The sequence below is a fragment of the Catalinimonas alkaloidigena genome (assembly GCF_900100765.1).
Classification (GTDB): Bacteria; Bacteroidota; Bacteroidia; order Cytophagales; family Flexibacteraceae; genus Mooreia; species Mooreia alkaloidigena.
Window position 1 is genome coordinate 244,388 of sequence record NZ_FNFO01000010.1, and the last position, 25,371, is coordinate 269,758.

A 25,371-nucleotide genomic window follows, 5' to 3' on the forward strand; every position below is an offset into this window, starting at 1 on the left:
CGTACCTGGAAGTATATACGTAGGGCGGCAGACCGCTGCGCTGTACTATCTGAAGTACCTCTGGTACTCTAAGAAACCGCCGACGAGACCGCTTGTGCCGCTGTAACGTCGGTCTGGTACTCTTCCACCGGCAGGCAACTGCACACCAGATTCCGGTCACCGTACGCCGAGTCGATGCGACTGACGCTGGGCCAGAATTTGCTGAGGCGGACCCACTCGCGTGGGAAGGCGGCCTTTTCACGGCTATAGGGACGCGTCCAGTTGTCGGCCAGTAACACCGACGCCGTGTGCGGTGCCCGTTTCAGCACGTTGTCGGCTTTGTCGGCTGCGCCTTCCTCCACCTCGCGGATTTCTTCGCGGATGGCGATCATGGCATCGCAGAAGCGGTCCAGTTCTTCTTTGGCCTCGCTTTCGGTCGGCTCGATCATCAGCGTGCCGGGCACGGGGAACGAAAGTGTGGGCGCGTGGTAGCCGTAGTCCATCAAACGCTTGGCGACGTCTTCGGCTTCTACACCAGCTTTTTTGAACGGCCGCAGATCCAGGATCAATTCGTGAGCGTTGCGTCCTTTTTTACCGGTGTAAAGCACCGGGTAGTGTTCTTTCAGGCGCGCCTGTAGATAGTTGGCGCTCAGAATGGCCACTTCCGTAGCGCGGGTCAGCCCTTCGTTGCCCATCATGCGAATGTACGCGTACGAAATGGTCAGGATGGAAGCACTCCCCCACGGCCCTGCCGAAACGGCCGTAATGGCCTGTTCGCTACCCAGGTTCACCATCCGGTGGCCGGGGAGGAACGGCACGAGGTCGGCAACGACGCCAATGGGGCCCATACCCGGTCCGCCACCGCCGTGCGGAATGCAGAAGGTTTTATGGAGGTTCAGGTGACACACGTCGGCCCCGATCTGGCCGGGCGACGTCAGGCCTACCTGGGCGTTCATGTTGGCGCCGTCCATGTACACACGGCCGCCGTGCTGGTGCACCACCGCGCAGATTTCGCGAATGTCCTCTTCAAACACACCGTGGGTCGAAGGATACGTGACCATCAGGGCCGACAAGTTGTCTTTGTATTTCTCGGCCTTTGCGCGCAGATCGTTCAGGTCGATGTTGCCCATGTCGTCGCACTTCACGATGACGACCTGCATGCCCGCCATCACGGCAGAAGCGGGATTGGTGCCGTGCGCCGACGAAGGAATCAGCGCGACGGTGCGGTGGGCTTCGCCGCGGCTTTCGTGGTAGGCGCGAATGACCATCAGGCCGGCGTACTCGCCCTGCGCACCGGAGTTGGGTTGCAAAGAGATGCCCGCAAAGCCGGTGATTTCGCACAGCCAGGCTTCCAGTTCGGAAAAGAGTTGGCGATAGCCCTCGGCCTGTGCGGCCGGCGCAAACGGGTGCAGTCCTCCAAACTCCGGCCAGGTGACCGGAATCATCTCGGTGGTGGCGTTCAGCTTCATGGTGCACGAGCCCAGCGAGATCATCGAATGCACCAGCGAAAGGTCTTTGTTTTCGAGCGACTTGAGGTAGCGCAGCATCTCGTGTTCGCTGTGGTGCGTGTTGAAAACCGGATGCGTCAGGTATGTCGACGTACGAATCAAGCGTTCCGGCCACACCAGTTCCAGCGCATCGGCGGCCGCGTCCAGGTCGAACGAAGACGCGCCTCCAACAAAGACTTCCAGAATGGCCTGCACATCGGCCAGCGTGGTAGTTTCGTCCAGCGACAGGCTCACCGAGCCGTCGGCCCAGTAGCGGAAGTTCATTTCCGCCGCCTCGGCCCGTTGCCGCAGTGCCTCGCTCGTGGTCGTCTCGCCCAAGGTCACCTGGATCGTATCGAAATACTGCTCGGTCACCACCGTGAAACCCGCTTCCGTCAGTCCCTGGGCCAAGACGCGGGTCAGGCCATGTGTCCGGGCGGCAATTTGCTTCAGTCCCTGCGGTCCGTGGTAGACGGCATAGGCCCCGGCCATCACGGCCAGCAGCACCTGTGCCGTACAAATGTTGGAAGTCGCTTTTTCGCGACGGATGTGCTGCTCGCGGGTTTGCAGCGCCATGCGGTACGCTTTGTTGCCTTCGGCATCGACCGATACGCCGATGATCCGTCCCGGAATCTGCCGTTTGAATGCGTCGCGCGTGGCAAAGTAGGCGGCATGTGGCCCCCCGTAGCCCATTGGTACGCCCAGGCGCTGGGCCGACCCGACCACCACATCAGCACCCATCTCGCCCGGCGAAGTCAGCAGCGTCAGGCTCAGCAGATCGGCCGCTACGCTCACCAGCACGTCCTGTTCGTGGGCCGCAGCAATCAGATCTGTATAATCGAACACCGAGCCGTCGGTAGCCGGGTACTGCAACAGCATCCCGAATACGTCACCAGCCGTTACGTCCACCTCGCGGTGGTCGCCGACGCGCAGCTCGATGCCAAGGGGCGTGGCACGGGTCTGCAACACTTCAATCGTTTGCGGATGGCACTTGTCGGAAACAAAAAACACATGCGCGTCTTTCTTGGCCGGTTTCCGCAGGGCGTAGAACATCGACATGGCTTCGGCAGCGGCCGTCCCTTCGTCGAGGAGCGACGCGTTGGCGATTTCCATGCCCGTCAGGTCGGTCACCACCGTCTGAAAGTTCAGCAGCATTTCCAGGCGACCCTGGGCAATTTCGGCCTGGTAGGGCGTATAGGCCGTGTACCAACCCGGATTTTCCAGAATGTTGCGCAGAATCACCCCCGGCACGATGGTGTCGTAATACCCCGCCCCGATGTACGATTTAAACACTTTGTTTTTTTGTGCCAGTTGCCGAAACATCCGCAGAAACTCCCATTCGGTGAGCGGCGCAGGCAAGCGGAGCGGTTGCTCCAGCCGAATGTCGTTCGGAACGGTCTGCCGAATCAGTTCGTCCAGCGACGAAGCACCAATGGCCGCCAGCATTTCTTCCTGCTGGGCAGCATCCGGTCCGATATGACGATTAACAAAAGGTTCACGATGACGGATGTCAAGCTTCATAAAAACGTTGTGAGAAAAGTACGAGCCAATAACACCGGGTGGGGGCCGATGGTTTTTACGGGCGCAAAAATACGTTACACCACGCGGCTTACCGCACGCTGGTCCCGGATTTTTCCAAATGCAACCTGGGCGGTGATCTTGAGCATTTTTGTGCGACAAACCGCTGTTTTCGGACGGCTCGGTACACGTCGATGGGGGGCGGTTACGCTCCACTCGCATAAAAACTCGCTACGCTGCGCGGGCCTTGCTATTTTTGCTCATTCGTTTTCCACCTTTATACCCCTTTCTGCATGAAGATTCTCATGTCCGCTTACGCTTGCGAACCCAACTGGGGCAGCGAACCCGAAGTGGGATGGCGCTGGATGAAGCGTCTGGCCGCCCAGGCGACCGAACTCGTGGTGGTTACCCGCTCGGAAGACCGTTACAAAGATGCGAACGGCAAAACCGGGGTGCGGAACAGCCGCGCGAACATCGAGAAAGCAATGGAAACGGAAAACCTGCCGAACGTGCGTTTTCTCTACTACGACCTGCCGGACCAGATCGCCAACACAGAGCAGTCCTTTATCGGGGCGAACGTTTGCGGGTACCTCTGGGAGCTGGCCGTGTTCCCGTTTTTGTTGCAGCACTTCGGCTACAAAGAGTTCGACCTCGTGCAGCGGGTCACCATCGTCGCCTACCGCTTTCCGACCTCGATCAGCTACTTTGGCAAACGATTTATCTACGGCCCGCTGGCCGGTGGGGAACGCGCCCCGCTGCGGCTGATGCCCATGTTCTCGTTTAAAAACCAGTTGAAAGAGTGGACCCGCCGCCTCATCCAGTACAGCGCCCTGGTCGATCCGCTGGTGCTACTGACGTTGCAACAGGCCGACGAAGTCATTGCCGTGACGCACGACACCTACAGCATTTTACCCGCGTTTGCACGGAAGAAGGCCATCATCGAGCCGGCGACCTCCATCGACGAGAAAGATTTCCGCATTGACGAGACCTACCGCGGAACGCGCGATCGGCAGGACCCGACGCTGCGCCTTCTGTTTGTGGGTCGGTTGCTCGAATGGAAAGGGGTGCTGCTGACGTTGAAGGCTCTGCACTTTCTGGGCGATGCGCTGGATTACGAAATGACCATCGTGGGCGACGGTCCCGACGCAGCCCGGTTCCGGGCCTATGCTGCCCAGCACAACCTGCGGGTGCACTTTACGGGACACATTTCCCGGACGGAACTCAGCCAATATTATTTTTCGCACGATCTGTTCGTGCTGCCCAGCCTGCACGATTCGGGTGGCTTTGTGGTGCTGGAAGCCCATCTGCACGACCTGCCCGTCCTGGTGCTGGCGCTGGGCGGCCCGCGCGAAATTGCCAGCCCCGAAAAGGGCGACATCATGATAGATCCCCAGGGGCTTACGCCCGATCAGCTGGCGGCCGCCATCGCCAATCAGCTGCTGGCGTTTCAGCGCAAGCGCCTCGGCCCCTCGGCCTGAGCGCTCCCGCATTACGACGAAAAAGGCTACTCTCCGCCCGACGGAACGTAGCCTTTTCTGTATCGTGTCTCTTCTGTTAAGACAGCGCGAACCGCAACTGGATGCCAAAGCGGGTGTTGCGCCGCGGATAAGAGGTAGAAATCTTAGGGTTGGTGATGATGCGCTCGAAATACCCTTGCAGGTTGAGGCGCTGGTTCACCTGGTAGTTGATCTGAGGACGGAACTGGAAATCGAAGACGCCCGCTGTGATCTGGTTCAGCCCGTCGATGCTCCGCTGAATGGTGCGGGAATCGCGGAACGTCAGGTCGGTCCGGAATTGCACTTCGTTTTTCAGCACCACTGCTTCGCCGTTCACGCGGAACGGAAGGCGCAGGTTCGATTTGTTGAAGCCGAAGCCGAATACCAGATCCTGGTTGGTTACCTCCGTGATTTGCCGGTTGGTCAGGCTCAGGCCCAGGTTGCGTCCGCGGTTGTAATCGAGGCGGAAAGTCAGTTTGCTTTTGGTACGCAGGTCGATCCCGATCAGCGGGCTGAACTGCTCCTGAATGGTTACCTGCTGCGTGACGTAGAGCGGAATGGCCGCGCCGGTGGTATCGGACGGGTTGCGGATGGTGGCAAACTGCGAGTTGTTGTAGTACTCAATGTTGTTGTCGAGCGTCAGCGCACCAATCGGATAATCGAGCGACGTCTGGAAGCTGCCCACCGCGTAGGTAGATGCATAGCTGTGCTTGATGTTGATGGCCGAGAACGTTTTGCTCAACGCCGGCAGTTTGCTCAGGCCGGCATAATCAAGTCGCCAGTTGGGCAGCGGAATGCGCGGGAACAGCGCCGTGCTGGCCTTGCTTACGTCACGGCCCGAATAGGCCGCCAGGAAGGCCGGGATCAGCACGTCCTGGTGGTTGAGCGAGTAGAACGACTCCCCATCCGACCCCGGATTGTCGCGATTCAGACGATCCAGAATCACGGCCCGGTTGGCTTCGAATTCGCGGAACACCCCCGACACGCGGCCGGTATCTTCCGGACTGAAGGCCGTTTTGATCGAGATGAACGTCATGCTGAAGTTGCCGTTTTTCGACGGACTCTGCGACACGTACGTGCCCTGTTCGGGGTCCCACACGAAATACTCCGAATACGCCGTGGTTTTGGTTTTGCGCAACTGGAGTTGCACGGCAAAGTCTTTGAACGGCTCCATGCGGGTGTTGGCCGTAAAACTCTCGTTCAGCGACTGGTCGAAGGCACGGCTCTGGTCCGGGCTGTTGCCCAACCAGCCGTTGCGCGCCGCCGTGAAACGGATGTCGGGGTCCTGGCTTCCCAGCACAAACGGCCAGCCGGGCGCGCCCGTTGCCCGGTCGATGCCGAAATAGCTCACCGTGGGGAAATAGTCGGGCAGCAGCGTCCCTTCCTGCCGCGAGTAGGTAAAGTTGATGGAACGGGCCGTCATCAGCGCCCGCAGTACGGCCTTCAACCCTTTCAGTTCGGGGCGTTTTTTCTCCGTAGAGTCGGCGGCCGCCTCGGCACCGGGTTTGGGTTGCGGGCGAGGGGGTTGTCCGCCCCGGCCCCGGGCCTGCGGTGTGGGGGAGTTGATCTCTTTCAGGAACTTGACCTTGTTGTACAACTTCAGCATGTCGACGCGGCCGTTCAGCGCTGTGGAGCGGTTGTTCTGGACTACGTTGCCAAAGGTGTTGGAACTGTCGTCGGAAAGTCCGAGCGGCGCCGCCTGCCAGTTGTACCCCGCCGAGTACTGAATATCGGCCGCCACCCAGTCGGTCAGCGGTAGCTTGTCGAGCGGCAGGCGGTAGTTGGCCAGGATGGTCTGGTTGTAGTTTTTGATCCGGCCCAGCTTCTTGACGTTCTGCCAGATGCTGTCGCGCACGGCTTCGGTCACGTCGCCCGGCGGTTCGTCAATCAAGGCCAGCACGTTGGCGTTATAGGTCAGCGACAGGGCCTTGGTCAGCGCCCACGTCACGGCGTAGGTACGGGTAAACGTGAAGGCCTTCTCGAATGTGGGTAGCACCGGCGACACTTCGGCAAAGACGTCGGCACCCCGCAGTTGTTCTTTCTGGAACTGACGCGTCAGCTCTGCGCGGATGGCGACGTTGCTGGGCAACGGTGCAATGTTGAATTCCTTGATCGCCTTCAGGTAAGGCGAACTCAACCACTTGACGTTTTTGAAGGGCTCGAACGGCGGCAGGCTGCTGTTGTAGTTGTAACCGACGGCTCCCATCGTGTTGCGGTAAACGTAGAGTTCGCGCGTGGGGCTTGTGTTGATCTCTTCCGAAAACGCGTAGGTCAAATTCACGTTCTCGATGTCCCACGGGTACGAATTGGCTTCCGGGTTAACCTTTGTCTTCTGTACTCCCGTAAAGTTCAGACTTTTCCGTTCCGTGTGGGTTTGCACAATGCGGCGGTATTCGTCCTGTTTGTCTTCCGGCAGTGACGAAATGGACGCTTCCAAGGGCACGTCGGGGTCGAGCGGGTCGAAGCGCGGCTCTACGTTGCGCACGTCGTAGCTCACAAACATCGGAATGCGCATGCCCAGCCGCTGAGGGGTAAATTTGTCCAGCGCCACGTTCGACGAAATGCTGAACTGCGAGGTGTTGGCCTGCGCCCGCTGGGCAATCTTCTGGTCGATCGACCCGAAGCCGATGGTTTCGTAGCGGCCGGCGGCAGTCACCGTCGCCACGTCGGCAAGCTTCATGTTCAGGCGCGCCACGGCCGCCCAACCCGCCTGTTTGTCGAAGTCGGTTACGCGCAGTTCGTCGGCCCAGATACAGACGGCCTTGTCGAACGGATCGCCCGGTGAGGTCGGATTTCTGATCCCGATCATCATGGTCTGCACCGAACTCAGGTCCGGGTTTCCTTTCACGCGGATGATCTGTTTCAGATCGGAATCTTCGCCGTTTACGGCAAAACCACCGGTGGGGTAGACCGCCAACGGATCGACTCCGTCGCGGTTCCGCTGCGCCTTCAGCCCGTACAGTTCTTCGAAGGCAATGTCGATTTCGTTGGCACGCGGCCAGATGACGTCCGCCTGATCGCCCGAAGTCCCCGGTGGTGTCAGCGTCAGCGGTACTTCAATTTCGTAGTAGTTGTCGGTCAGGTCGGTACCGAGGCGGAAAAATGCCGAGATCTGTTCGTTACCGGTCTGCGCGTCCTGCGCCTCAGCGTGGAGGTACATCTTCAGCCGCTTGTAGTTGCGGAAATCGAAGCTCACGTTTTTGAACGCCGCGCGCGCTTGCGACTCGGCGAGGTCGTCCACACATAACGAAAGCGATTGCTCGTTGAGGCGACGCTGGACAATCGACGTTGCGTCGCGGTCGCGCTGCACGCCCGGCGGCGACACGTAAGGCGTCAGCTGCCCTTCCACAAAATCGCCGTTCTCTTCGATATTGACCGTCGACAGGCGGAACGTGGAGTTGTCTTCCGGCTCAAAACCTTCGCCCTCTTCGCGCAGTTCTTTGGTGTATTCGCGCCACTGGTTGGCCACCATCTGCATCTCGGCCATCCGCAAAATGACCGGTCTGCGGAACCCGGTCATGTACAGACGCATGAACCGGATGGTTTTGAAATCGGAGATGTTGCCCACCTTCGCAGCACCCGGCTGGGACAGGTCGCGGATCGGGATGCGGATCTGGTACCAGTTGACGGGCTGGCCGTTTTCGCTGGTGACCTCTACCTGATCGACCACGTAATTCTGCCCTACCTGCAACCGCCCGGGCTGAAGGTCGAGTCGGTACTGGTAGTACGACTCCAGGCTGTTCACGGTGTTGTCACTGTTCAGGTCCTCGTTATCGGGCAGGTTGGTGTAGGCAGGGGTGTAGAAACTGTTCCCGTCGTTGGCGGGCGAGTTTCCTTCCATGTTGTTGTAATTCTTGTAGCGCTGCAACACCTTGGCCCCGACCTCGTCGTAGCGACCGTCGAGGTAGTGGGTAAAGTCGTCGCGCGAGGGGTCCTGCTCCAGCGCCGACAGGGCCGTGGCGTCGGTTACCCTTCCCCGGGCGTTGTTCAGAAAGTCGCTGAAGTAGCTGGCTTCCTGCGCGGCTCCATCCTGACTTTTCACCCCGTCGAGTCCGATGTCCTGTGCGTCGCGCGCACCGGCGGTATTATTAAAGGCATTGGTCAGAAACTGCTGTTGCGTGACGCGTCCCCATTCGTTTTCGACCACTTCGGCCGGATCGTCCGGCGTCGGCAGCCCGTTTTCGAAGGCGTGCTGGTTGTCTTTCATCACATCCTCCGACACGTTACCGAGGTTGATGTACAACTGCCCGCCGCCTTCCGCGTTGGCATCCGGACCGGCAATTACCTCCCGGCCGTTCGGCCCCGAAATGAACGGATCGAGCAGCCAGAATTCCAGGTACTGAACGTTGGCGTTGTCGAAGTCCGTATCGAAGTTGATGGCCTGGGTAATGCCCGCCCAGTTGCGCTCGGGGGGATAGGCGCTGCCAAACGTGCCGTCGGCATCGAGGTTGGGGTTGTAGTTGTAGGGACCAGGCTCATCGGGATAGTACGCCAGGTCGAAGGTGGTTTGGTTCAGGTTGACGGCCTGCTTGTCGCGCTGCTGGAAAATCTCGTTCCAGCCAATAAACCGGACGTAGTGGTTCGCCATGTCCGCGTCGGAAATCCCTTCGGGACGCCCGCGGGTTGCGTTCGGGAAATAGAAAACGTTATCGATGCTGTACCACGCCAGTTTGGCACGCCGGTAGGCAAACTCCAGCCCGTTGGTTTTCGACTCCGGAAAGACCGAGGGCGTGCTCGACAGCATCCAGTCAAACGGCCGGTTTCCGACGTTGTAGCCGGTTTCCGAGCCTTCGAAATCGTCCAGGAACGAGCGCCCCGAATTGTCTTTCCGGGCCGGGTCGAGCGACTTGGCCGCGCCGGGAAGCAACTGCGCCACTTCGCCGTAGAAACTGATCTGCGAGGGCTCTTTGGTCTGCACGATGGGCAGCTTGTCGATCATGCGCGTCAGGAAGCGCGACTCCCGCTTCCAGTTGATGTCGGCCCCCCAGATGGTGTTGTTGGTCGGTTCGTCGCCCACCGAGACGCGCGAGATGATGGGGCGTTCGTTCAGGTGCATCACCGTTCCGCCGAACAGCAGGTTTTCTGACACCTTGTATTCGGTGCGTGCCCCAAACAGGGAGCGCTGCTGGAAGTTGAACAGATCGGCTTTCTCGAACCGTACGCTTACTTCCTGATTCGACGACAACACGCCCTGGTTCAGGATCGTGACGCGCCCGAGGTTGTAGTCGACGCGGTAATCGGCCCCTTCCTGCAACGGCACGCCCCCCGCCAGCACCACGACCGAACCCTGCGCAATGTTGATGCCGGGCAGGGCAATCTCGTTGGACGACGACGACTGCAACGACCCTTTCAGGAAGAACTTGTTTTTGTCGGCCGACAACAGGGCATCGGAACGCGTCGAGCGGTACAGTTCGTCGAACACATATTTGTCGATCCAGGCCTGGGTCTGCGGTTCGCCGGGAGGGCCCAGCTGCGACGCCAGGTACGAACCGAAGGGCTCCAGTCGCGGGAAATAAACGCGCCCGTTGGTCGGGTCGATCGTCACGCCTTCAATAAAGTCGAAGTTCCCGTCCACCTGCAACTCGCGCGCCGGGTTCAACTGGTCCAGTCCAAATACCTGCAACAGAGGCTTGTCGGCAATGGCGGTTTCGTGGAGGCTTGGGTTGTCGACCCCGGAGGCGTCGTCTTTGTAAATGATCCGCAACTTGAAGTTATCGGCCGAAAGCTGGCTGGCGTTCAGGTTGTAGACGTTTTTCATCATCAGGTTCCACATCGGAACGTCGCGCTGCACGGAAGCGGGCCGCAACAGTTTCAGGATGATGGTCTGGTTGTCGTCGGCGCCCTGGTAGTCTTCGACCGTTTCGCCTACTTTATAAGTCTTGCCCCGGTACGTGTATTCGTACGAGACCGCCAGCACGTCGTCGTTCCGCAGGGGGGTGATCAGCGAGATGTAGCCCAGCTGGCTCTGCAACGTGAAGTCGCGCCCCTCTTCCAGGCGACGCGCGCTTTTGATGAACGAAAAGTCGGTGTTGTTGGCAAAGCCCACTTCTTCCAGATAGCTGGCCGTTGTCTGCGAATTGCGCACCTCCGACCGGGCCTGTAGTGTGCGAAACAGGTCGTTGTTGCCGTTGGCCGTCGGGACGTTGTCGCCGGCTTGCAGCACGTTCACCAGCTGATCGTTGTACACGCTGTCGGTTTCGCCGAGGTCCATCATGCCCACCACGTTGCGCACCGAGTTGGTGACGTTGTTGCGGTTGGTGACGTACACTTCGACGCGGGTAATCTGCACGCTGGAGTTGATCAGCGGCAACCGGCTGAGCCACTTTTCGTAGTTCTGCCGGAAGAAGTGCGACAGGAAAAAGTGGCGGTTGTCGTCGTAATTGTCGGCCCGAATTTCAAACTCGCGCGTTTGCGCTCCGCCCGTGACCGAAATGGTTTCGCTTTTGCCGCGCTGGTTCGAAGCAATGCCCGTCACACTCCAGCGCCCGAACTGCAACTGCGCCTTTACGCCGAACAGGTTTTGCCCGCCGCTGATCAGGCTGCTGCTCATGGGCAGGCTGACGTTCCCGGCCTCGATTTTCTGGATGACCTCGTGATCGAACCCGGTGTATTCCAGGCGGATGTTATTCTCGAAATCGAATGAAGCTTTGGTGTCCCAGTTGATGTTGAGTTGCAGCTTCTCCCCGATCTTCCCGATCACGTTCATGTTGATCTGGTTGTCGAACAAAAAGTTGCCGGAACGTTGCGCCCGAATGGGCAGCGCCGGGTTGTCGACCCGCTGAAACTGCCCGCCAAAGTCGAGCATGACCGAACCGTTGGGGCGAATGTCGACGAAGTTGCCGCCGAAAATCCGGTCAAATACGGGCGAAATGTAAATTTTGGGAATCAGGTTGCGTCCCGACACGGCACTTTCGCCGTCGAGACCTTCGGAGCGGCTGCGCCAGTATTGTTCCGAGAGTTGCTTTTGTCGGTAGCGTTGCAGCTCCTCGAACGTCATGGTCGAAGGAGCACGGTAGTCGGTTTCGCCGAACTTCTCGTCGATCGCGTAACTTTTCAGGCTGTCGTCCACCTCCAGTGTAGGCTCGATGTTGCTCGGCAATTTGAGCATGAAAGGCGAACGCGGCGTCCGGTTGGCGAAAGGATCGCCGTAACGGTCCGAAAGCTTGAACACCGGATGGGCACTGCGCCGGTAGGCGGTATCTTTTCGTTCGTCGGTCGAGTCGGGCAGCAGCGTATCGGGCGGCAGGGTGTCGGGCGGCAACGCCAGCGGCACCTGTGCCAACGGCACCGGCTTGGTGCTATGACCTGGATTTGCAGGTCGGGCCTGCCACAGCCATCCCCATAAACCCGTCAGAATCAGTACAAAAAAAGGTAGTTGTAAGACTGATCGCACCTCGCTGTTTTGCTGTAGTCGTCTAAGCTGATTTAAGCACTAATTTGATGACTTCCTCTACCGAAAGGGCAGATCCTCTGGTTTTTAGGATCTGACTGACGTTCTTTTCTGCGGTAGGTTTAGGAATGCCGAGCGTCATCAAAGCTGCTAACGCCTCCTCCCGAACGGTATTGTGCTCCACGGCCGTATCGGGTGCAAGGAAATCGGCAAAAAGATTTTCTTTCTTCATTTTATCCTTCAGTTCCAGAATGGCACGTTGTGCCGTTTTGGTCCCGATTCCCTTCACCGACTGCAGCGTGCGGTAATCGCCCGAAACAATGGCCTGGTAGATTTCTTCCGGCGTCAGTGACGACAGAATCATCAGGGCCGTGTTCGGACCGATGCCTGTAACCGAAACCAGATGCAGAAACAGATTTTTCTCGGCCGTCTCCGCAAAGCCGTACAGTGTATGCGCATCTTCCTTGATGTGAAGATGAGTAAACAACTTGCACGCGCCTTTGGCCTCTTTCAGCGCCGAAAAGGTGTTGAGTGAAATGCGAATCTGATACCCGACCCCCTGCACATCCAGGATGAAGTACGTGGGATCTTTGTGGGCGATTTTCCCTTCGATGTAGGCGATCATGAGCGCAGTTGTGGCGTCGCAGAAAGGCAAGTAACAAGAATTGCCGCTCTCCTCCTATAGCTTATCCCACAAACTTAGAAGATTTCCCTCACTCCAAAAAAACGGGGTAACTAATTCAATGACAGATTCTTAAGGCAATCAAAACATAACAAATAACACCCCGGAGCTATCGTTTTGGTTCACAGGCACTGACCAGCGGCAACACGATTTTTTCCAATTCTTCCCAAACGGTTTCGGCCACCCGCTGGTACCCCGCCGCGTTCGGGTGCAGCCGGTCCATCAGGTTCAGGTGTGGCTGCCCGGCGACGCCCCGCAACAGAAACGGAACCAGGGGAAGGGCGTTGTCTTCGGCGAGGTAACGGAAGAGGCGATGGAAGGCGTCGACCTGAGGAACGACCACCGGGAGGGTGAGCCCCGCCAGCGGTGCTTCCATCCCAACCAGAAGTTGCCGCGCCTGCGGTTGGGCGACTTTCACACGACTGATGATGGTTTGCAGATTGGCCTGAATCTGTGCCGGCGGCACGGCCCGAAACAGGTCATTGATGCCCAGTTCAAGGACAAAGATGTCGAAGGGTTGCTGAAGCCAGTACGCAAGGCGGCTCAGCCCGCCCTGGGTAGTGTCGCCACTGAGACCCGCGTTGACCACGCGAACTGCCCAGCCGCGCTGGTCGAGTTTCTGCTGAATCAGGGCCGGATACGACTCGTCGTGCTTCACGCCGTATCCGGCCGTCAGGCTATCGCCAAAACAAAGAATGGTTTTCATGCGGATGTTTTCCCTTACCTAAAGGCAAAGCATCCGTAATTTGTTCGTGGGTTCCTCCGCTATTTTACCGCGTTGCCGGTGGGCGTTACCCTTTGCCGTTCAGGACCTTGACCGTTTCCCGGGTTTGCGCCAACACGTCTTCCAGCACGGTCCAGATGTTTTCCGCCACCAGTTGGTAGCCCGCGGCATTGGGATGCACGCCGTCCAACAGATTTAGATGGCGTTGCCCCGCCACCCGGTCCAGCATAAACGGCACAAAAGCCATGTCGTTCGCCTCGGCAAGTTGCCGGTGCATGCGACGAAAACGCTCTACCTGCGGCAGAAAGAAGGGCAGTTGCAGCTGCTCCAGCGGCGCTTCCATCCCCACCATGATTTGCTGCGCCTGCGGGTGGATCAGTTTCACGCGATCGACGATGGCCTGCAAATTGGCCTTGGCCTGCGGAAAAGCCACGCCCCTGAAGAGATCGTTCACGCCCAGCTCCAACAGAAACACATCGATGGGTTCCTGCAGCCAGGTGTGCAGGCGGTTCAGTCCGTCTTGCGTGGTATCGCCGCTGATGCCCGCGTTGACTACCCGAAATTTCCAGTCCAAGGCCTCAATCTTCTGCTGGATCAGGGCCGGGTACGCGTGGGTGGGGGCTACGCCGTATCCGGCCGTCAGGCTGTCGCCAAAACAAAGAATGGTTTTCATAATTCTCCTTTCCTATTTCTAAAAAGGAGAAAGTGTATATTTTATTATACAAAATAAACTTTATCTAGTGCACGAGCTTACATCCGTCGTTTTCCGAATAAGGCACGATGACTTCACAAAGAAAACAGCCGCACCGCTCGTGTCGTCGCGAAGCGTGAAGAAGAATCGGATCGAAAAGCCAGGACTTGGCTGGCCAGCCGGTTTGCTCTCAGTTTCCCATCAAAAAGGCCGGCCGTGGGTCATGCGGACCATGGGCTTGACGGCGAAGGGGAATAGGTTGAGGGCGCTGATGGCCGTTTCGGTGAGGCACTCGCGGCCCAGAATGCGTTGCAGGTAGCGCGAAAAGCGGATGCGCATCCCGAAATGCCGCCGCCACATGGTAGCGTGCTGGTGCTCCAACTGCATGCGGTTGATGCGGCCGTCCAGAAATTCCTGCAACGGTCCGCTGAGCAGGTAGGCTGACCGCAGGGCCATGCTCATGCCGTTGCCGCTGAGCGGCGCCACGAAACCGGCCGCATCGCCGATCATCATGATGTGGTTGTCGACCGCAGGTTTGCTGCCGATCCGCACCTGCGAAACGGTGACGGGCTCAGGAAAAAGGAAACGATTTTTGTGGAAGTATTCGCTCAGAAACGGGTTTTGCGCCAGCACATTTTCCTCCATCTTCCGAATGTTCCCCCGAAACTCGCGGAGGTTGTGGGCAGCCGTCAGGTAACACATGCAGCTTTTGCCCTCTTCGATGCGCGAAATGCCGCAATAGCCATCGCGGAAGCTGTGCAGCTCGATTAAGTCGGGGGGGATGTCGGCTTCCACGTGGTACTTCACGCCCACGTAATTGACTTCCGGGGCGTGGACCGTGGCCTGATACTGTCGCTTTAGTTTCCGGTCCAGGTTGGAGCGTTTGCCAAACGCACCGGCCACCACGCGTGCCCGAAAGGTACCCAGCCCGGTTTCGATGGTCAGGTAGTCTTCGACGTAGCTGACGTCGTCGACACGGCAACTTTCCAGCACCGTTACGCCGCGCGTCCGCGCCAGTTCGGCCAGCGCATGGTCCAGGCGATGGCGGCTGACACCAAAGCCTCCGAGGGGCAGTTCGCGGCTCAGCGTATTGCCACTGGCCGACGAGATGTTCAGGCGGGTAATGCGGGGCAACTCCCACGTATCGAGCGGCAGGCCCAGCCGTTTCAGAAAATCCCACGACTCCATCGAAACGTATTCGCCGCACACTTTGTGGAACGGGTACGTCTGTTTTTCGAAAACGATGGCGCGCGCGCCCTGGTCGGCCATCTGAATCGCGAGCGAAAGGCCCGCCAGCCCGCCCCCGATCACGGCGACATCGAACAGATTGTCGTGCGAAGCGTCACTCATGAAGGAACGATCACCAGGTAACGGAAGGCCCACTTCCAGCGAATGAAGTAGTGCTTAATGCCCGCGCGTTCCAGCAGCGACTTCAGTTCATCGTAACGGAATGAGCGTAATACCGACAGCGGTGCATCGTTGCGCACCAGCGACGAACCGCCCAGCATTCGCGTCAACGCTTTGATGCCGTAATACGCCAGCGGATGGCGGTGCAGGTCGTTGATGATGAAGCCCACACGGGCGTGCCGGTGCATGTATTGCAGCAGCTCGATGTTTTCTTCGTCGGTCAGGTGGTGGCAGAACAACGCACAGTGGATGATGTCCACTTCGGGGCCGTTGCTCAGGTAATTCCGGTAATCGGCCTGAACGGCTTTGATTTCGGGATACTCCTGGCAGTGTTGTTTCAGGAAGTGAATGGCATCGGAATTGATGTCGACGCCGGTCAGCCGGAAAAACAGCTTGCGGCGGCGTCCCCAGTCGGCCATGGCCCGGAGCGTATCGCCCCCGCCACACCCCAGGTCGGCAATGTGGTAGCGCCTGCGCCCCGGCTGGATGAGCTGCTCCAACCCGTGCATGGTGATGGCGTGCCCTCCCAGCCGCTCGTTGATCATGTGCAGTTCCCGCAGGTTTCGGTGCAGGAGATCCGCAGGAATGTCGGGGGCGTCCAGAAGCTCCGCTTCCGACGAACGTTCAGCAAAGGTAAATCTAGTCATACACGTAGGAAAAAATGGCCGATTCCATACTCAACCCAGGTCCAAACCCTACGGCGAACAGCTTGGCGAGTTGCTGCCCGGCCCGCCGGATTTCCAGGCGCGCTTCCAGGTAGTGCCGCAACACGAACAGAATCGTGGGCGACGACATGTTCCCAAAGTGCTGTAATACCTCGCGTGAGGTTTGCATGTCCCGATCCTCGAGCCGAAAAGCTTCCTGTACCGCATCAAGGATCTTTTTCCCGCCGGGATGGATCGCCCAGTGACCGATCTGTTCCCGTTGTAGCCGGAAGCGGGCCAGGGCGCGTTCCAGCATATCGTTACAATGTTTCAGAAGCAGAGATGGAACCCGGTTGCTCAACGTCATCACAAAGCCTTTGGGCGTGACAAACCACCCCATGGCTTCTTTTCCTTCGTGCGCCAGGGTTCCGTAAAACCCGTCGATGTGCAAGCCGGACCAGCCTTTTTGCCGTGCCTGCGTCGTTGAGGTGATCACCGACGCCGCAGCTCCGTCTGCAAACAAAGAGTTTGCCAGCAGATGGTCGGATTGTTCCGAGGGCTGGAAGTGTAATGTACATAATTCTACACAAATTACCAGCACAACTGCCTGATTATCAGTACGACAAATCAGGTCGGCTTGCTTCAGGGCGTGGAAAGCCGCATTGCACCCCAGAAAGTTGACGCTGGTCCGCCAGACGTCGGGCGGCAGGCCAAGCTGTTGCACCAGGGCAACGTCGAGTCCCGGCGCGACGAGTCCGGTGCAACTGACCGTGATCAGGTGGGTAATTTCGTCGGTCTTCAGGGCTTCGCCGACGGTAGCCAGCGACTTTACAGCTTCGTGGATGGCCTCGGTAGCCAGGGGTAAGGCCTGCCGTTCGTACTCTTCCATACGCCGGTCTACTTTCGGTTCCGAGCCATTCATGTGCGGCACCGGAAAAAACAGCCGTTCGCCCAACTGCTGCGAGAAGTCGGCCAGCACCGAATGGCGCGTGTCGATGCCGCTGTGTTCGTGCAGGAACCGCAGCTTCCGAAGTGCCCCGGGGGTTTCCTGGTAGGCATCTTCCATAAACGAAGCGATTGCTGCCTGTTGATTTTTATAAGGAGGCACCGCCGTTCCGATGCTGACAATCAAGCTCATAGCGTTGAGTTAAAAAATAAAACTGGGGCTGTAGACCAGCGTTAGGGTTAAGAAATACAGAATCATGCAACAGGCCGCGATCTGGTTCATGCGCATGGTGTTCCGGAAACTGGCCTGTTGCACATCGCGCCGTACATTAACTAGCCATACGGTAAAGTAGCTGACCACGGGTAACATAAAAAGCAGAAAAAGCCAGAAGGCTCCGAACTGCTCTTTGGTGCGGAACAGCAGCCACAGCCCGACCGTGGCCAGGCCAAACAGCGCCCCCGAAAAGAGGAATGTTCCGCGGAAGCCCAGCAACAGACTCAGGGTCTGATCTCCGTTGGCCCGGTCGGCTTCGTGCTGGTAGACCTGCGTCAGCGGATACACGCCGCCGATAAAGCAACTGCTGACCAGCATAGCATATAACACCGCCGGCGACAATATGTTAGACCAGGCGACCCCGCTAATGCCCTGGTAAGACAACAGGAAGGTAAAAGCGCCCTGAAACACAAAGACGGTCAGAAAACCGAGCACCGGGTATTTTTTGAGGCGAATGCCCCGGTAGCTGTAGGCCCGCGACGCCAGGATGTACAGGAGCAGCATCAGCGCAAAGGTCCAGCCCAGCACCAGCCCCAGGAGTACGGCCGCGGCGTCCATCATGAGGGTAACGTTGTAGAGCTGCCGGGTGGGCAACGGCGGGTGCTCCAGCCCGCCGATCGGCGTTTCGTCCCGGTCCTGGTAGCTGTTGTAGCCGTTGCTGGCCGGATACACGAGCAGGTGCAAGAGTACAAAGACCGTTAGGGCGCGCCACAGGTCGATCTGCGGCGTCTGGCTCAGCGCAAAAAGATAGATCGGCAGCAAGTGTACCGAAAAGGGAAGCCGCAGCAGTCGAAAGGTATCGGTTTTCCAGAAGGGAGGCACGGACGAGGAGCGTAGGGTGTGTGTCAAGATAGGTAAAAAACGGCGCTTTCGCCCCCCGAGTTATCACTCGCTCGCTTTCGCTAGCACTCCTTACGACCGAAGCCCCCACCCCTGCCCTCGAGCGCGTGCTTTCCTACAACCAAAACGAGCCTTCGGAAGAAGCCCATTGGTGCTACTTCCGAAAGCTCGCCTGTTTTGTGATGAGGGGTGCGCTTAGAGGCGCGACATCGCTTCCACGCGCCGAGCCTGCCAGAAAAAGAAGCCCAGGGCTACGGCCGCCATCAGCAGACCGAGGCACTCGCGCGATTCCTCGACGTACATCCGCTCGGCCGACATGCCCGTAATCAGGCTGGCGTCGCTGGAAAGCCACTCCAGCACGCTCGGTGCCAGGTAGAAGACCCCCAGCAGGTACGCGGCTGTCAGCACGCCCGTTCCCCAGGCATTATGACGCCCCAGCGCCGCACCGACGGCCACCGCGGCTACCAGTCCGTAGAGCAGTACCCACAGCAAAGCGTCGGGATCGTTGTATTGCACGACCGCGAACAAGGCAAAGAGCACGGCCAGAATCCAGTTTGCTATTTTCATACGAGTAAATGTAAGGGTTTCCGGATTTTTCTCGCATGACATTTGTCACACTTCGCAGGGCAATGTAATGAAACACAAAAGGCGGCTTTCTTTTCAGAAAACCGCCCTCCCTTGGGGCAATACCGCCGCTCGGCTACTGTTTCAGGTATTTCCGAACGTGTTGCGTTTGTCCGTCGCTAATTCGCACCAAGTACAGCCCGGCCGGCTGGCCGTTCAGATCCAGATGGCGAATCGTCGTGGTTGTATTGCCCTCGTCTCCCCATACACGCTGTCCCAGCAGGTTGACAACTTCTAAGGTGTATGTACCGAGCGGCAGGCCGCTCAGGTCTACGGTAAGCTTTCCGTTACCCGGATTCGGGTAAAGTTTGATGGTGGTATCAATTTCGCCCTCGTCGATTGGCGTCGGGTTGCCGATCCGCACCGTAACGGTCGTAGTAGACGAACAACCGTTGGCATCCGTGCCTGTCACAGCGTAGGTGGTGGTGGTGAGCGGCGACGCTTCTACCTGCGCGCCGGTGCCCTGGCTCAGTCCACGGTCCGGCAGCCACTCGTAATCGATGGCACCGCTGGCCCGCAGCGTCACCACACCTTCCGGCGCGATGGTCACGTCGTTCGGCGTCACGGCTACTTCGGGCAAGGCATTGACTTTCACGTAATTATTCCCAACAACCTGGGTACTACCCCGCCCGTTGGTCACCTTCAGGGTCACAGAATAGGTGCCCGGCTGGCTGTAATACACCATCGGGTTTTGCAGCCTGGACGACGAAGGCGTGCCCCCGGGAAACGACCATTCCCACTGCTGGGGGTATTCGCGGCTAGCGTCCCAGAAACTCACCAGATCGCCCTGGCAGTTGGTCTTCTGTACAGAATAGAAAGCAGCCTGCGGTGCTGAAGTAAGCTGGGGCACCGACATCATAATGTTGTCGAGGTAGAGTTTGTTTCCCCAGCCGGAATAGTTCACAATCGCCAGGTGCACGTTGGATTGCCCTTGCAGAAAGCCCAACGGAATGTGGATGTGCTCCCACTGATTTTTGGTCGGAATAAATTCGTCCTCGGTCGGAGCGGCCGTGGCCAGATCGGCCCCACCTTTGAACCAGAACGGAGCAAAGGTCTGTCCGCAGTCGGTGGAGTAGAACAGCACCAGCGTGTCGGAATATTGCTGGCTGTATTGCGCATAGGCCACGTCGAATTCCAGCGCCGTGGTGGGGTTGGAGGCCAGGTCGAGTTTGCCGCTGAACAGAATGTCGATCGTGCCTGTGGGATCGGTTTCCTCGCTATAGTTGTCGATGACTGCACTGTAGCCGTTGTCTTCTCCGGCGCTCACGTTCGCGAAGAAGTCCCAGGTGCGGTCGCCATCGGGATTAAACAGGACCCAGCCCAGCAAATCCTCGTTGTCCTCGAAGTCTTCGATGAACGGCAGCGGATGTTCAATGCCCGACAGCGCCACGACGCAGCCGTAGCAGGTCGCCGTATCGCTCAGGTTTCCGTTGCGCGAAATCAGTTGCACATCATAGGAACCATTGGTCGAGTAAGTCACCGTCGGGTTGGCCGTTTCGGAAAATTCCACATTCGCTCCGGGGAAGTACCACTGGCGGTTCTGGCCGTTGTTGGAAGCATCCTGAAAATGGACGGTCATGGGCGTGCACCCCACGCTGGCATCCTGGGCAATGCGTGCCAGCGGCTGCGCACCAGGCTCGGTAGGGTCGCCCGGATCGGTATCGACCAGATGCACCCGCGAGGTCAGCAGTTCCTTCCGGCGGGGCGATACTTCCAGCACCGTTCGCATCCGCTGTTTCTGCTGCACCGTCAGGATGTTCATGCAGGCATCGTTGGTGTAATCCATGTAGTTCTCGACCATGTCGGGGGCCGTGCCGTTGCACGAGTGCAACTCGTCGCAGGCGTAGTTGGGACCCGCCGCATTCGGCGTATCGGTGCAGAAATCATCGGCGTCGCAGTCGCCATCGCCCCAGATGTGACGCAACCCCAGCCAGTGGCCGACCTCGTGCGTTGCCGTGCGACCACCGTCGTAAGGCGCGGTTACACTGCCGACGCGTCCAAAAGCCTGATGACGAATCACCACGCCGTCGGTACTGGCCGCGCCCATGTTGTTGTCGAGGCCGTTCAAGCCCGACAGGTTCGGAAACTGGGCGTACCCCAGCAAACTTTCGGCATCCCCACCGAACTGCACGGTCCAGATGTTGAAGTACTGGTTCGGGTTCCACTGGGTCTGGGGTTTCAGCTGCGCTTCGCACCCGCTGTGATCCCAAGCGGACTGATTACCGTTGACGCGATGAATGCCCGGCTCGGCCAGCAGATTGCCGTCCGGATCGACCCGCGCCAGCGCAAACTGAATCAGCGCATCGGCACCGGCTGGGTGCTGGTTGAAGCCCGGGGTGTTGGCCTGCCGCCGGTAGTCTTCGTTCAGCACTTCGATCTGCGAGATCACCTGCGCCTGCGAAATGTTGGCGCCCTGTCCGACGGGCTCTCCGTTGTGGATGACGTGCACAATGACCGGAATGGTGTAGACTTCATTGGCGGCCAGTGGTGTAAACAGGCCGTCCGCCTGTCGCCGGGCCATGGCCTTCTGCAGGTGGACTTCGAATTCCTGTAGCGATCCGAGTTCCGGGTGCCGAATGCGCAGGAGGCTGTCGACCTCCATGGTAGCGCAGGTACGGCGGTCCGGCAGGATGTAGCTGGGACGGATGGATGTACCATTTCGATTCGATTTGTGACGAATTTCCGTAACCACAGACGATTTCCGCTGAAAGATGGGCCGGAACGATTGCGCGAAACTCAGGCAGGGGCTGAGCAGCCCGATCCCGAGCAAAAGGGTACGTATGTTCATATAAAGGTCTGGTGTTGAAAGAGGAACCTGATCTTTCCTGGCATGGACACCCGGAATGTAAAAGCAAAGCTAGCCGGACTTTGAGAGGAGAAATTGTAAAATCCCGACCTGATTCTTACGGGGTAAGGTTATTCACTGCCAGGGTCAATCCTGGAGACATCGGTTTGGCACGATGTCGCGTATTTACAACAGTTGCTTGTGGTTCAGCCTTACTTTTGGCTTATATGAGAGAGATGTTAAAACAGTATTGCGGAGAATGTCGCCTGATTTTAGGCATGGTCTGCTGGTGGAGCGGGGCTTTCCTGTCGTTTTCGGGTGAGGGCTTGGCCGATGTACCCATTCCCACCACGGTTCCGGCTCTCTTGGCTGCCTACCTGTTATTATGGATGGGCGCACTGGCTACCAATTTTGGACTTTTCCAGCTTATCCGCCCGGCACACCGTTACTTTCGCACGTTGTTTTATCTCTTGCTGGGGCTATCCGCCTTTGGGTGGAGCGTCTTTGCCGGAAGTGCGCTGCTGCACCTTTTCCAGGCAGAGGTTCCGACCTGGCCTGCCCTGCACGAAGGATGGACCATTGCTGCACTGGGTACCCTCACGAGCTGGATGCTCATGGGCACATGGCTCATCAGTCGTCAACAGTGGTTTGCGGGTGCCAGTCTGCTGGCCATCAGCGGCTGGCTTCTGTACAGTTGCCTGCACCTGGGCGTCAACATGCCCCCGGTGCTGTTCTACACGCTGGCGGGCCTGCTGAGTTTGTACCCCCTGTTGCACCAAAAAGAAGCGGAGCCTAACGCACCGCTGGCTCCGCAAGAACAGTACTAAGCGGCCGGTTTTGCTTACTTGCCGCCGTTGTACAACGTAATCATCTCGTTGCCTGCCAGCAGGAACGCTCCCGTGCCATACACTTCCCAGCTATCGACAGAAGTCGGACGCGGGTCGGCGCCGATCTGCTGTACCCATCCCAACATGCCGGAAGGCTGCACGGCTCCGTTGAGGGCCTGCCAGGCACGCGTCACGACGGGTTCGTAGCGCCCCCGGTCCAGCACGCCGTGGTTGATGCCCCACGCCAAGGCATAACAGTAAAAACCCGTTCCACTCGCTTCGCCCCCCGGATAGGAATCGGGGTCCAGCAAGCTGGCACGCCAGAAACCGTCGGATTGCTGCAGAGTGGCAATGCGGTCGGCCATTTCACGGTAAGTCTGCAGGTAAAAATCGCGGTTGGGGTAGTTATCAGGAAGTTCTTCCAGCACGCGCACCAGTCCGCCCATCACCCAGCCGTTGCCCCGCGACCAGAAAATGCGCTCGCCGTTGGCTTCGCGCCGCCCTGAGCCATCTTCCGCAATGACGTAATTCAGATCGCGCGCAAACAGGTGCTCCTCCTGATTATAGAGCAGGTCGTACGTTTCGCGGAACAGCTTGTCCATGTAGGTCAGGTACTTCCGGTCGCCGGTTGCCTTGGCCAGCTTGGCGAGGGCGGGTGGTGCCATAAAAAGCGCATCGCACCACCACCAGTCGATCACCTGAATATCGTTCGCGACCACGGGCGTGTTCATCATCTTGTCGATGGTGTCCTTAAATCCCTGGTAATACTTCGGCTCATTTTCCAACGCGTACAAATCCAGGTACGTCTGCGCAATGGCGTGATCGTCGGCGTGGCGCAACCGCGGCCCCGGTTGCCAGTCGTTTGCCTCGACCATCTTCTTGGCGGCTTTCAGGTATTTCTTTTTACCGGTGGCCTCGTAGGTTGCCATAATGCCCGCGTAGAACGCGCCATTAGTCCAGTCGTAAGGCTCGTGTTTCGGATGCTTCAGCTGCCAGTCGGCCACGCGCTGCATCTGCTTTTTAATGTCGGAGGGAGCGGTGGGGGTGTTTTGTGGCTGGGCCGAAACCGTTGCGGACAGCAGCATTACAAACGCCCCAAGGAGGTGTAGAAAGCGGTTCATAGATAGAAAAGGTTCTGCCCCTTATAGAGACAGAACCTGCAAAATTTTTACTCAGTGATGATTACAATTCACGAATGCGGACGTTGCGGAACCACACCTGGTCACCGTGGTCCTGTAGGGCGATGTGGCCGCTGTGGGCTTTGCCGTACATCGGCATCTCAGCGAACTTACTCGCCGCCACCTGCTCTTCCCAAGTAGGCGACCAGAGGTCGTATTCCACGACTTTGGTGCCGTTGAGGTAGTGCTCCACGTGCCCGTTGTTCACCACCAGTTTGGCCTGGTTCCACTCGCCCGCCGGCTTTACGGTCTCGACGGTTGACTTCTGCAGGTCGTAGTTATCGCCGGCACGGTGCTTCTCGATTTTAGCGTCGGCGTGGCGCTCGTTGTCCAGCACCTGCATCTCCGGCCCGGAATAGTAAACCGTTGGGAGCGAGTCGGCTTCGACCACGTTGAAGAAAACGCCGCTGTTGCCGCCTTCCGAAATCTTCCACTCCATCTCCAGTTCGAAGTTTTCGTACTCGTCTTTGGTGATGATGTCGCCGCCGCCTTTGCCTTCCAGGGCAATCATGTTGTCCCCGATTTTCCAGGCACCCGAGAGCGTATCGGCTTTGTAGTTCCGCCACGCGCTGGGCTGGGTCAGGTCGGTCCACGCGTCGGCCGATTCTTCCATCATGGCGTTTTCGGTCGAGTCGCTCGTCGTGTCGGCGTCGGTGTTGGTTTCGCCGTTGCAGGCCGCCAATGCGACGGCCAGTGCCATACAGGCAGTTGTGTATTTCATGTACATAGAATAGGGATTAGATGCGTAAAGAAGCGACGGCCGAATCGGCCGTCGCTGTGAGGAATCAGCGCAGGCCCAAGATTTTACGGTTGGCCTCTTCGTCGGTACCGCTGCTCGCAAAGTCGTCGAACGCGCGCTCGGTCACCTGAATGATGTGGTCTTCGATGAACGGCGCTCCTTCGGCAGCGCCCTGTTCGGGGTGTTTCATGGCGCACTCCCATTCCAGCACGGCCCAGCCGTCGTAATTGTACTGCGTCAGTTTGCTGAACACCGCTCCGAAATCGACTTGCCCGTCGCCCAGCGAACGGAAACGGCCCGGACGGTCGACCCAGTCCTGATACCCGCCGTACACGCCCGACTTGCCCGAAGGGTTGAACTCGGCGTCTTTAACATGGAACATCTTGATGAACTCGTGGTAGAAATCGATGTACTGAAGATAGTCGAGCTGCTGGAGCACGAAATGGCTCGGATCGTACAATAAGTTCACGCGCTTGTGGTTTCCGGTCGCGGCCAGGAAGCGCTCAAACGTCACGCCGTCGTGCAGGTCTTCGCCCGGGTGAATTTCGTAACATACGTCCACGCCCGCTTCGTCGAACGCATTGAGGATGGGCTTCCACCGGTCGGCCAGTTCTTTGAACGCCGTGTCGACCAGCCCGGCCGACCGCTGCGGCCACGGATAGACGTAGGGCCACACCAACGCGCCGGAAAACGTGGCGTGTACGTTGATGCCCATGTTCTGGCTGGCTTTGGCCGCGTACTTGAGTTGTTGCACCGCCCATTCGGTACGGGCTTTCGGGTTGTTGTGGTATTCGCTCGGCGCGAAGGCATCGAACAAATGGTCGTAGGCCGGATGGACGGCCACCAGTTGCCCTTGCAGGTGCGTCGAAAGTTCGGTGATCTGAACGCCCGCCGCTTTGGCAGTGCCTTTCAGTTCGTCACAATAGTCTTTGCTCTCGGCCGCTTTTTTCAGGTCGATGCAGCGGCTGTCCCACGTGGGGACCTGCACGCCGATAAAGCCTTTGTCGGCCGCCCACTCGCAGATGGTCTTGAAGTTATTGAAAGGAGCTTCGTCGCCCAGGAATTGCGCCAGAAAGATGGCGGGGCCTTTGATGGTTCGCATAGGGTAATGAGGTTAAAAATAAAAGGTTTGAATGATAGG

General features: G+C 58.4%; 16 protein-coding genes. 2 read left to right on the plus strand and 14 right to left on the minus strand.

Annotated elements, in window-relative coordinates; all coding sequences use genetic code 11:
• Positions 1-68: 68 nt before the first annotated feature.
• Entirely contained in the window at positions 69-2,987 is a 2,919-nt protein-coding gene (gcvP, locus tag BLR44_RS22295; protein ID WP_089686292.1) for an aminomethyl-transferring glycine dehydrogenase, read from the minus strand.
• A gap of 290 nt (positions 2,988-3,277) precedes the next feature.
• On the opposite strand from gcvP, the gene BLR44_RS22300 reads away from it, so the two are divergent.
• Positions 3,278-4,462: a glycosyltransferase family 4 protein gene (locus BLR44_RS22300; protein WP_089686294.1), complete on the plus strand. Its 1,185-nt coding sequence runs from the start codon at positions 3,278-3,280 to the stop codon at positions 4,460-4,462.
• 76 nt (positions 4,463-4,538) lie between these two features.
• Here BLR44_RS22300 and sprA read toward each other — a convergent pair whose 3' ends face one another.
• The 10 genes from sprA to BLR44_RS22350 form a co-directional block, all read right to left on the minus strand.
• A complete protein-coding gene (gene sprA, locus BLR44_RS22305; RefSeq protein ID WP_245706145.1) occupies positions 4,539-11,873 on the minus strand; it encodes a T9SS outer membrane translocon Sov/SprA in 7,335 nt (2,444 codons plus the stop codon).
• A gap of 22 nt (positions 11,874-11,895) precedes the next feature.
• Complete coding sequence (gene ruvA / locus BLR44_RS22310; protein ID WP_089686296.1) at positions 11,896-12,495, minus strand: Holliday junction branch migration protein RuvA; 600 nt, start codon at positions 12,493-12,495, stop codon at positions 11,896-11,898.
• A gap of 166 nt (positions 12,496-12,661) precedes the next feature.
• Positions 12,662-13,258, minus strand: coding sequence for an arylesterase (locus BLR44_RS22315; protein ID WP_089686298.1), 597 nt, complete (start codon positions 13,256-13,258; stop codon positions 12,662-12,664).
• 85 nt (positions 13,259-13,343) lie between these two features.
• Positions 13,344-13,949 (minus strand): arylesterase, encoded by a 606-nt coding sequence (locus tag BLR44_RS22320; protein WP_089686300.1) that lies wholly within the window; start codon positions 13,947-13,949, stop codon positions 13,344-13,346.
• 219 nt (positions 13,950-14,168) lie between these two features.
• Positions 14,169-15,317: an NAD(P)/FAD-dependent oxidoreductase gene (locus BLR44_RS22325; RefSeq protein WP_089686301.1), complete on the minus strand. Its 1,149-nt coding sequence runs from the start codon at positions 15,315-15,317 to the stop codon at positions 14,169-14,171.
• On the minus strand, positions 15,314-16,021 hold the full coding sequence (locus tag BLR44_RS22330) for a methyltransferase domain-containing protein (protein ID WP_089686303.1): 708 nt from the start codon (positions 16,019-16,021) through the stop codon (positions 15,314-15,316). Before BLR44_RS22330 ends, BLR44_RS22325 begins: the two co-directional genes overlap by 4 nt.
• On the minus strand, positions 16,014-17,156 hold the full coding sequence (locus tag BLR44_RS22335) for a type III polyketide synthase (protein ID WP_089686305.1): 1,143 nt from the start codon (positions 17,154-17,156) through the stop codon (positions 16,014-16,016). Before BLR44_RS22335 ends, BLR44_RS22330 begins: the two co-directional genes overlap by 8 nt.
• 9 nt (positions 17,157-17,165) lie before the next feature.
• Positions 17,166-18,086, minus strand: coding sequence for a prenyltransferase (locus tag BLR44_RS22340; protein ID WP_245706146.1), 921 nt, complete (start codon positions 18,084-18,086; stop codon positions 17,166-17,168).
• Positions 18,087-18,272: 186 nt separating this feature from the next.
• Positions 18,273-18,644, minus strand: a complete 372-nt coding sequence (locus BLR44_RS22345; RefSeq protein ID WP_176956164.1) for a transmembrane 220 family protein — start codon at positions 18,642-18,644, stop codon at positions 18,273-18,275.
• Positions 18,645-18,777: 133 nt separating this feature from the next.
• The gene (locus tag BLR44_RS22350) at positions 18,778-21,489 is read right to left on the minus strand and encodes a M43 family zinc metalloprotease (RefSeq protein WP_089686309.1); all 2,712 of its coding nucleotides are present in this window, start codon (positions 21,487-21,489) and stop codon (positions 18,778-18,780) included.
• 224 nt (positions 21,490-21,713) lie between these two features.
• Between BLR44_RS22350 and BLR44_RS22355 the strand changes: the two genes are divergently transcribed.
• The gene (locus tag BLR44_RS22355) at positions 21,714-22,313 is read left to right on the plus strand and encodes a hypothetical protein (RefSeq protein WP_143017422.1); all 600 of its coding nucleotides are present in this window, start codon (positions 21,714-21,716) and stop codon (positions 22,311-22,313) included.
• Between the two features lie 14 nt (positions 22,314-22,327).
• On the opposite strand, the gene BLR44_RS22360 is transcribed toward BLR44_RS22355, so the two are convergent.
• The 3 genes from BLR44_RS22360 to BLR44_RS22370 form a co-directional block, all read right to left on the minus strand.
• Positions 22,328-23,434, minus strand: a complete 1,107-nt coding sequence (locus BLR44_RS22360; RefSeq protein ID WP_218127150.1) for a glycoside hydrolase family 88/105 protein — start codon at positions 23,432-23,434, stop codon at positions 22,328-22,330.
• A gap of 61 nt (positions 23,435-23,495) precedes the next feature.
• The gene (locus tag BLR44_RS22365) at positions 23,496-24,212 is read right to left on the minus strand and encodes a 3-keto-disaccharide hydrolase (RefSeq protein ID WP_089686455.1); all 717 of its coding nucleotides are present in this window, start codon (positions 24,210-24,212) and stop codon (positions 23,496-23,498) included.
• 64 nt (positions 24,213-24,276) lie between these two features.
• Complete coding sequence (locus BLR44_RS22370) at positions 24,277-25,332, minus strand: sugar phosphate isomerase/epimerase family protein (protein ID WP_089686314.1); 1,056 nt, start codon at positions 25,330-25,332, stop codon at positions 24,277-24,279.
• Between the last annotated feature and the right edge of the window lie 39 nt (positions 25,333-25,371).

Excerpts from the sequence above, each read along its gene's own strand:
- gcvP (WP_089686292.1), bottom strand. The coding sequence starts at position 2,987 with ATGAAGCTTGACATCCGTCATCGTGAACCTTTTGTTAATCGTCATATC.
- BLR44_RS22300 (WP_089686294.1), top strand. The coding sequence starts at position 3,278 with ATGAAGATTCTCATGTCCGCTTACGCTTGCGAACCCAACTGGGGCAGC.
- ruvA (WP_089686296.1), bottom strand. The coding sequence starts at position 12,495 with ATGATCGCCTACATCGAAGGGAAAATCGCCCACAAAGATCCCACGTAC.
- BLR44_RS22315 (WP_089686298.1), bottom strand. The coding sequence starts at position 13,258 with ATGAAAACCATTCTTTGTTTTGGCGATAGCCTGACGGCCGGATACGGC.
- BLR44_RS22320 (WP_089686300.1), bottom strand. The coding sequence starts at position 13,949 with ATGAAAACCATTCTTTGTTTTGGCGACAGCCTGACGGCCGGATACGGC.
- BLR44_RS22325 (WP_089686301.1), bottom strand. The coding sequence starts at position 15,317 with ATGAGTGACGCTTCGCACGACAATCTGTTCGATGTCGCCGTGATCGGG.
- BLR44_RS22330 (WP_089686303.1), bottom strand. The coding sequence starts at position 16,021 with ATGACTAGATTTACCTTTGCTGAACGTTCGTCGGAAGCGGAGCTTCTG.
- BLR44_RS22335 (WP_089686305.1), bottom strand. The coding sequence starts at position 17,156 with ATGAGCTTGATTGTCAGCATCGGAACGGCGGTGCCTCCTTATAAAAAT.
- BLR44_RS22345 (WP_176956164.1), bottom strand. The coding sequence starts at position 18,644 with ATGAAAATAGCAAACTGGATTCTGGCCGTGCTCTTTGCCTTGTTCGCG.
- BLR44_RS22350 (WP_089686309.1), bottom strand. The coding sequence starts at position 21,489 with ATGAACATACGTACCCTTTTGCTCGGGATCGGGCTGCTCAGCCCCTGC.
- BLR44_RS22355 (WP_143017422.1), top strand. The coding sequence starts at position 21,714 with ATGAGAGAGATGTTAAAACAGTATTGCGGAGAATGTCGCCTGATTTTA.
- BLR44_RS22360 (WP_218127150.1), bottom strand. The coding sequence starts at position 23,434 with ATGAACCGCTTTCTACACCTCCTTGGGGCGTTTGTAATGCTGCTGTCC.
- BLR44_RS22365 (WP_089686455.1), bottom strand. The coding sequence starts at position 24,212 with ATGAAATACACAACTGCCTGTATGGCACTGGCCGTCGCATTGGCGGCC.
- BLR44_RS22370 (WP_089686314.1), bottom strand. The coding sequence starts at position 25,332 with ATGCGAACCATCAAAGGCCCCGCCATCTTTCTGGCGCAATTCCTGGGC.